Source organism: Gemmatimonas sp. (genome assembly GCF_036405635.1).
GTDB lineage: Bacteria > Gemmatimonadota > Gemmatimonadetes > Gemmatimonadales > Gemmatimonadaceae > Gemmatimonas.
The window spans coordinates 1-8326 of sequence record NZ_DASWXE010000100.1; the positions used below are offsets into that span (position 1 = coordinate 1).

Below are 8326 nucleotides of genomic sequence, written 5' to 3' on the forward strand. Positions count from 1 at the left end.
GGTGCATAACCGCAGCCCGCCACGCGGGCGCCACCCAAGGTGCCCACACGGGCGCGGTACGTGAGCCTCGTGTCGATGCCAAGCCGGTTGTCGGTGCCGCGGAGAACCAGCGAGTCGCGGCGGTACACGTACTGGTGGCACACCAGCCCCGCGGCATTGGCGCAGCGCGCCTCGGAGAGCGAGTCCCGTACGGGAAACAAAGAATCCAGCGCCGGCCGCAGAGCCGAGAGCACGTAGGTGACGCGTACGGGAATAACGGCGAGTGCACCGGACATGGCGGTGCGTGACGGCCCAGGGGCTGGCGAGGCGGTCGCGGGAAGCGGTGTCGTCGAGCCGGGCGGCGTGCTAGTCTGCGGGGGTGCCTCTGGCGTGGGGAGCACGTCCGGTGACGGGTTTCCTGAACAGCCAGCGGCCAGCACGAACGCCGCCGTGCACACAGCGACGGCCAGCCTCACGAAACGCCTCGATTCAACGACTCTCCCATGTCTGCTCTCGGTTCACGCACCCGCGCTCTGCTGTTGGTACCCGCGACCCTGATCATGGTCCTCGCCACTCCTACGCTGGTGCACGCCCAGATGGGTGGCATGGGCGGTGGAGGCATGGGAGGCGGTATGGGTGGACGCGGTGGCATGGGCGGAGGTCGCGGTCCCGGTGGCCCTGGCGGTGGCATGCGGCGCGCGCCGGTGGACATGGCCCGGGATCGCATGAAGCAGACGGACCCGCTCGCATTTCTGCTCGATCACAAGAAAGAGCTGGAACTGACGAAGGTGCAGCAGGACACCTTCAAGGTCTATCGTAAGGAACTCGAAGAGAAGCAGTCACCGGTTTTCAACGATATTCGCAAGCTGACGGCCGACGAAACCGCGGCGGCGGCGAAGGGAGAAGGGCCCGCTGGTGGAATGGGCGGTGGTATGGGTGGCCGTGGCCCTGGACGGGGGCAGCCGCCTTCGGACAGCGCCGGACGGCGCGACGATGGCGCCGGTCCGTTCGCCTCGGATGGCATGCGGTCACTGTTCCTGCGGCTCGCGGACATTCAGGACTCGTTCCGCGATCGCGCCCGCGCCAAGCTCGATGATACGCAGCGGGTGCGGGCGGACTCCATTCAGAACGCGGCGCTGGAGAAGCAGCGCGAGAAGCTGCAGAAGCGCGACTGAGAGCCGCTCCTCACCACGCGCGATCGGCGCCAGTCCAGTCGATGAACACGCCACTGCGGTCGCGTGAGAGTCGCTCGGTTTGCACGAGCAAGCCGAGTGCCGCGTCTTCGATGAGCACGGGCGCGTCACGATCATCTGGCGATTCGGCGTAACGGCCAGGATTGCCCAGGCACACCACGATGCGCTCGTCGCGTAGATCGTGGGCCAGTGCGCGCGTGAGCATGTGCAGGGCCGCAGCGCTGGCGGCCGTCGCGTAGCCGCCGCCGTCACGTTTGGCGGACAGCGACCCACGCGCCGTACTCACTACCAGCACGCGCGCGCCATCGCCATGAGCCAGCCACGGCAACAGCGTGCGCACGAGCAGCAATGGCGCCACCGCGTGACGGCGATAGTGCTCCGTCAGCCCCGTGCCGGACAGCGTGGACAGCTCCTCGTCGCGCGCCACCTGCGCCGCGCGGTCGTGCGGCCCCGCTTCGGCCGGCGCCAGCACCAGCAGATCGAGTGTCTCGGTGAGATTCTCGAGTACCGGTACCGCATCAGCCACCATGGACGGGTCGGCCGGGTCGAGCGCGAGGAACTCGAGCCCACCGTACTGCGCGCGCAAATCGGCCAGCACGGGCACGCGCGCCGGGTTGCGGCACGCGGCATAGACCATGTCCCCACGAATGAGGCACTGGCGCACGAGTTCGATGCCCAGCGGGCGGGATGCCCCCGTGATCAGCGTGCGGCGCGGTGAAGCAGCAGACATGGAACCGGTGGTGATGCGTTCGCGAAGATGGCGGGGCGCCGCTCAGTGCGCGCGTGAGCGGCGCAGAATATCGGCGACCGCCTGCACGGTGGGTTCGATCTCCACCGGGCGATTGGCCTCCGCAAAGTCTGCGCGCTCCTGATGCAGTTCCACAAGAATGCCCGGATCCTTGAGGACATGGCCGGTGAGCACCGCCACCACACGGTCGCCGGACTTGATCACGCCCGACTGCACCAGCTGCCGCACGCCGGCCACGCTCGCCGCACTGGCGGGCTCACAACCCACACCCGACGCATCGATCACCACCTTGGCTTCGATGATCTCGTCGTCGGTCACAGTGATGACCAAGCCATTCGTTTCGCGAATGGCTCGCACCGCGCGATCCCAGCTCGCCGGGTCACCGATGCGGATGGCCGTCGCAATGGTCTCCGCCTGCACGGCATGGCGCGTGGCAAAACCGTCGCGGAAGCCCGCCGCGAACGGCGCCGAACCAGCGGCCTGCACCGACACGATGCGCGGCACACGCGAGATGAGTCCCAGTGCGTGAGCTTCACGCAGCGCCTTCCCGAAGGCTGCCGTGTTGCCCAGGTTGCCGGCCGGCAGCACGATGAAATCGGGCGCGCTCCATTCGAGCTGCTGCAGCATCTCGAAGACGATGGTCTTCTGCCCTTCCACGCGCCACGGATTGATGGAGTTGAGCAGATAGATGCCCAACTCGCGCGACGCTTCCTGCACCAGCTTGAGGCACGCATCGAAGTCACCGCGCACGAGCAGCGTGGTCGCCCCATAGGCCAGTGTCTGCGCCATCTTGCCCAATGCCACCTTGCCGGCGGGCACGAAAACGAGACCGGGAATGCCTGCCTGCGCTGCATACGACGCGAGCGCCGCCGACGTGTTGCCTGTGGACGCACATGCCACCGCAGTCGCCTTGGTGCGCACGGCCTGCGTCGTGCCCACCGTCATCCCACGGTCCTTGAACGAACCCGTGGGATTGTACCCCTCATGCTTGATGAGCAGACCATCGCATCCCGCAAAGCGGCTCACGCGCGGGCGCGACATGAGTGGCGTGTTGCCCTCGGGATGGCTCGTGATGGCTTCACCCGCGCCAGGCATGATGAGCGATTCGAAACGCCACACGCCGGAGACATGTGCACCAGGTGAGGCGGGGCTCAGGACCTGTGAGAGTGCCGAGCCGACAAGCGGCGCGCCCATGACATCCACCGGCGCCCGATGAATGATGGCCAGCAGCCCACCACACGACGGACACTCCGGCGCGGCGTCCAGCGCGTTCAGTTCATGAGCACAGGCATCACATCGCTGGATGCTTTGGGCGCCCGGCGCCTCGTGCGCCGAGAGAAAGATCGCGTCGTTGGCACTCATGCGGGCGTCAGCTGAAGAATGTCGTTGAGCACACCAGCCGCCGTCACGGCCGGACCGGCGCCAGGGCCGGTGATCACAAGCGGATGTTCCTTGTAGCGCTTCGTGGTGAACACGATCTGGTTGTCGGTGCCACGCAATCCGGCCAGCGGATGTGACAGCGGCACGGCCTGCAGCCCGACCGCTACCTTGGTGGGCGTTGCACGCAGCACGTAGCGCAGCACCTTGCCCTGCTTGGTCGCTGCCGCCTGGCGATCGGCCCACATCTTGTCCTGATCGGCGAGCGTGGCCTTGAACTTCGCGACCGGCATGCTGCGATACGCCTCCGGCACCAGCGAATCCACCGTCACGTCGGTGAGGTCGCCTTCAAAGCCAAGCATGCGCGCGAGAATCAGCGCCTTGCGGGCCACGTCCATGCCCGAGAGATCGTCGCGTGGATCGGGTTCGGTGTAACCACGCGCCATCGCATCGCCCAACGCTTCGCTGAACGGACGTCCCTTGCCAATCTCCGTGAGCAGGAAGCCCAGTGTGCCCGATGTGCAGCCTTCCACACGCAGCACCTTGTCGCCCGTTTCCACGAGCTTGGCGTAGCTGTCCATCACGGGCAAACCCGCACCCACCGTGGTTTCGTGCAGAATGCGCGCGCCATGCTGCTCGGCCAGCGCACGCAGCGCAGCCACCTCGGCGCGCGGCGCCGACAGCGGCTTCTTGTTGGCCAGCACGATATCCATGTCTGCCGCCAGCGCTTTACGAATGGCAGGCAGCGTATCGTCGGCGGTCACGTCCACCAGCACCGGCCGTGCGAGCGCATGCGTGGCAATCCACTGCACCGCCTCTGGCGCCGACGCCTTGCGCGCGTGCGCAAGCGACGTGAGCGGCTTGCCCGCGGCCTTGAGTGCCACCGCGCTCGCCAGTTGTCGCGGCGAAAGACCATCAGGCTCGAACACAAAACCGCTGCGATCGATCAGCCCCACCACGGTGGGACGCACGCGGCGCCGGCTGAGCGGCAGCATACGCAGCAACTCACGACCGATCTGCCCCACGCCCAGCAGCACCACATCGAGACGGTCGTCGCGACGCACGCCACCACCACCAATCTTGTCGAGCTGGAACTCGTCGTGCACCGCACGCGCCGCCGCTTCCGCATCACGTTCGGCAATCACCACGGAGATGTTGAGCTCCGACGACCCCTGCGCGATGGCCACGATGTTCACGCCAGCACGCGACAACGCCGTGAACATGCGCGACGCGATGCCGGGCGAACCGGCCATACCAAGACCCACCACGGCCAGCGTGGCCATGCCGGTCTGCGCATCCATGCCTTCGAGCTCACGACGCGATAGCTCGAGGGCAAAGGCGCGCTCCAGTGCGACCTTGGCATCCTTCCCGCGTTCTGACGGCACACACAGGCAGATGGAATGCTCCGACGACGCCTGTGAGATGAGCGTGACCGAGATACCGGCCTGCTGCAACGCCGCAAACGTACGCGCCGCGATACCCGGCACGCCAAGCATGCCGTTGCCGGTGACCGTGATGAGGGCCTGACCACGCACGATGCTCAGCGCCTTGACCGGATAGCGCTGGAGCGTATGCCGCACAGAGATCTCGGTGCCCGGAGCCTCGGGCTCAGCGAACGGACGCACAAACACCGGCACCCGCACCCGCGTGAGCGGAATGAGCGCGCGCGGATGCAGCACCTTCGCACCGTAGTACGCCAGCTCGGCGGCTTCACGCACATTCAGCTGCGGGACGATGCGCGCCGTGGGCACGAGACGCGGGTCGGTGGTCATGAGACCCGGCACGTCTTTCCAGAGCGTGATACGCTCGGCCTTGAGCGATCGGCCCAGCACCGTGGCCGTGAGGTCACTGCCACCGCGACCCAGCGTGACCAGTGCCCCGCCCTCGCCGCCGCCAACAAAGCCCGGCACCACCGGGATCACCTTGCGCTTCACCAGCGGCCGCAGGGTTGCCCGTACCAAACGATCGGTGGCCGCCAGATCGGGAAAAGCGTTGCCAAACACCCCATCCGTCTGGATGATCTCGGCCGCTTCCACGTACTGCGCCTTGGCCTTTCGCGCCACGAGACCGGCCACCACAATGCGCGCCGACAGCTGCTCACCGCGCGCCACGAGGAAGTCACGCGTGCGCGGCGTGAGCTCACGCAGGCTCGCCACACCGTGGGCGAGCATACGCAACTCCTCGAACGCCTCATCGAGTTCCCGACGGAGCGCTTTGCGGGCGCGGATGTTGGGCAGCACGCCATCTCCGACATGCGCATGGCGGGCATGCAGGCGATCGACGCCCGTATCCACGGCCTTCACATCCCCATCACGCGCTGAGGCGGCGATGGCCAGCAATGCATCGGTCACACCGGCCAGGGCGGACACGACGTTCACCACCCGCGTCGTTCGCGGCGCGAGGATCAGGTCGATGGCATGGCGGACGGCTGCCGAATCGGCGAGCGAGGCACCGCCGAATTTGAAGACCTCGACCGCGGTCGCACGACCGGCCGACGAGCGACCGGCAGGCCGCGTGGAAGAACGCGCTGGCATGTTCAATGGGAAACGGGTCGCCGGCGGCGTGCGATCGGCCGCATGACGCGGGCCGCATGACGCTCGTCCGGGAAACGGGGTGCCGGAAGGCACACTCCATACCATTCCGAGACTAGTCCGGACTGCTTCACCTGTCCACACCCTCTGCCCACGGCATAGGTTTCGGTCGGCCGCCGTCATCGCTGTTTTGTGACGGTCCCGGCGCCGAACGCTGCCCTGGCAGGCTACTGACCACCCGTTCCATCGAGATGCCCGTGTCCGCTGATGGCTCCCAGAATCCGCTCGTTTCCGTTCGCCCCACGCTGCCCGCACGCCTGAACGGGCTCGCGCAGCTGGCGCACAACCTCGCGTGGAGCTGGAACCGCGATGCGCGGATGCTCTTCAAGGAGATCGACGACACGCTGTGGCAACAGCTGCGTCACAACCCCCTGCGGTTGCTGCAGCTGGTCTCGGCCGAAAGGCTGGCCGAACTCGCCGAGGACGCGCAGTTCTGCGCCAGCTACGATCGCGCCATGCAGTGGCTGGCCGCCGAGCGCTCGGACGAACACACCTGGTACGCACGCACCTTCCCCGAACTGCGTGGCCGTCCGGTCGCCTACTTCTGCGCCGAGTTCGGCATCCACAACTCGGTGCCCATCTACTCGGGTGGACTCGGCGTGCTCGCGGGTGACCACCTCAAGACCGCGTCGGATCTCGGCGTGCCACTCGTGGCCGTGGGCATCCTGTACCGCAACGGCTACTTCGACCAGCACATCCGCGTCGATGGCTGGCAGGAAGACTCGGACGCCCGCATCGACTTCCGCTCGGTGCCCTTGGCGCCGCTGCCGGGTCGTGACGGAGCCCGACACCTGGTCACCGTGAACACGTTTGGCCGGGACATTCACATTCGCGTGTGGAAGATGCAGGTGGGCCGCGTGCCGGTGTATCTGCTCGACTCCGACCTCGAAGAGAACCATCCGGACGACCGGCCCCTGCTCTCCAAGCTGTACTCCGGCGGTCCGGCCATGCGCCTGCGTCAGGAGTGGCTGCTTGGCGTGGGTGGTGTGCGCGCGCTGCGTGCGCTTGGTATCGCACCCGCAGCCTGGCATGCCAACGAGGGCCACGCCGCCTTCATGATGGTGGAGCGCGTCCGCGAGCTGTGCGCCGAGGGGATGTCGTACGCCGACGCGGTCAAGCGTGTGCGCAATGCGAGCGTGTTCACCACGCACACGCCGGTCCCTGCGGGTCACGATCACTTCGCCGTGTCCGATGTGATGCGTTGTGCCGAAGGCGAGGCCACGTGGACGTCGATGGGCATCACGCCCGAAGACTTTGCCCGCATCGGTTATCATCCGGAGTCGGGCACCGGCATCTATCACATGACATCGGCGTCAATGCGCCTGTCGCGGCGCGTGAACGCCGTGTCCCGTCGCCATGGCATCGTGACGCGTGAGATGAGCCGCTCGATGTGGAATGGTCGTGACGCCGAGCGCGTGCCGATCGGGCATGTCACGAACGGCGTGCACCTCGCCACGTGGATGGCCAATCCCGTCATGAAGCTGATCGACGGGCATCTCGGCGCGGCCTGGGGCTACAGCAACGACCCCACGTTGTGGGAGCAGATTCTCACGCTCGACGATGAGAAGCTCTGGCACACGCACCAGCGCCTCAAGCACACGCTCATGCGCCGGGTGCGCGAAGAAGCGCGCCGGGCGTTTGCGCAGGGCGGGCTCGAAGCCACACAGTTGGCCGGCGCGGGCACGCTGCTGGATCCGCATGTGCTCACCATTGGTTTTGCGCGACGCTTCGCCACGTACAAGCGTGCCGACCTGATCTTCCGCGATGTCGAGCGGTTGCGCGCGCTGGTCACCAACTCAGCGCGTCCGGTGCAGATCGTCTTCGCCGGCAAGGCGCACCCGGCGGACAACCCGGGCAAGCAAGTGCTGCAGAATGTGTATCAGTTCACGCGTGACCCGCGCTTCGAAGGCCGCGTGGCGTTCATCGAGGACTACGGCATGCACCTCGCACACCTGCTCGTGCAGGGTGTGGACCTCTGGCTCAACCTGCCCCGCGTCCCGCTCGAGGCATCGGGCACCAGTGGCATGAAGGCGGCACTCAATGGTGTGCCGCAGCTTTCCACCATCGATGGCTGGTGGGAGGAAGGCTTCGAGGGCAACAACGGGTGGGCCATCGAGCCGGAAGTCGACAGCGATGAGGGATCGAGCACGGCCCGTCGGTTGTATGAATTGCTCGAGCAGGAAGTGGTACCGCGCTACTACGACCGCGACAAGAGCGAACTGCCGCGTCGTTGGCTGCTGATGATGAAGCACGCCGTTCGCGTGGCAGGGCAGCAGTTCACCGCACGTCGCATGGTGGAAGAGTACGCCCGTGGCTACTACGCGCCGTCCATTCTTGGCGACGCCCTGCCCGACGATCCGCCAACGGCGTAAGGCCGTGCCTTTCTCCACTTCCACCACGACTCGATGAGCATGCCGACGTCGGCACTCCACGCGTCA

The 8326-nt window shown here is 66.7% G+C and carries 6 protein-coding genes; 2 read left to right on the forward strand and 4 right to left on the reverse strand.

Annotation, left to right across the window (positions count from 1 at the left end; translation table 11 throughout):
• A partial coding sequence (locus VGE27_RS08640) for a DUF4403 family protein (protein ID WP_331049251.1) occupies positions 1–275 on the reverse strand: 275 nt, incomplete at its 3' end.
• Between the two features lie 207 nt (positions 276–482).
• Here VGE27_RS08640 and VGE27_RS08645 point away from each other — a divergent pair.
• On the forward strand, positions 483–1154 hold the full coding sequence (locus VGE27_RS08645) for a hypothetical protein (protein WP_331049252.1): 672 nt from the start codon (positions 483–485) through the stop codon (positions 1152–1154).
• 10 nt (positions 1155–1164) lie between these two features.
• On the opposite strand, the gene VGE27_RS08650 is transcribed toward VGE27_RS08645, so the two are convergent.
• Genes VGE27_RS08650 through thrA form a run of 3 tightly spaced genes read right to left on the reverse strand, consistent with a single transcriptional unit; the run spans position 1165 to position 5831 of the window.
• A complete protein-coding gene (locus tag VGE27_RS08650; protein ID WP_331049253.1) occupies positions 1165–1902 on the reverse strand; it encodes an SDR family NAD(P)-dependent oxidoreductase in 738 nt (245 codons plus the stop codon).
• Between the two features lie 42 nt (positions 1903–1944).
• Positions 1945–3282, reverse strand: a complete 1338-nt coding sequence (gene thrC, locus VGE27_RS08655) for a threonine synthase (protein ID WP_331049254.1) — start codon at positions 3280–3282, stop codon at positions 1945–1947.
• Positions 3279–5831: a bifunctional aspartate kinase/homoserine dehydrogenase I gene (gene thrA / locus VGE27_RS08660; RefSeq protein ID WP_331049255.1), complete on the reverse strand. Its 2553-nt coding sequence runs from the start codon at positions 5829–5831 to the stop codon at positions 3279–3281. The genes thrC and thrA overlap by 4 nt, the downstream gene beginning before the upstream one ends.
• A 248-nt stretch (positions 5832–6079) precedes the next feature.
• On the opposite strand from thrA, the gene glgP reads away from it, so the two are divergent.
• Positions 6080–8260 (forward strand): alpha-glucan family phosphorylase, encoded by a 2181-nt coding sequence (glgP, locus tag VGE27_RS08665; RefSeq protein ID WP_331049256.1) that lies wholly within the window; start codon positions 6080–6082, stop codon positions 8258–8260.
• Positions 8261–8326: the final 66 nt, after the last annotated feature.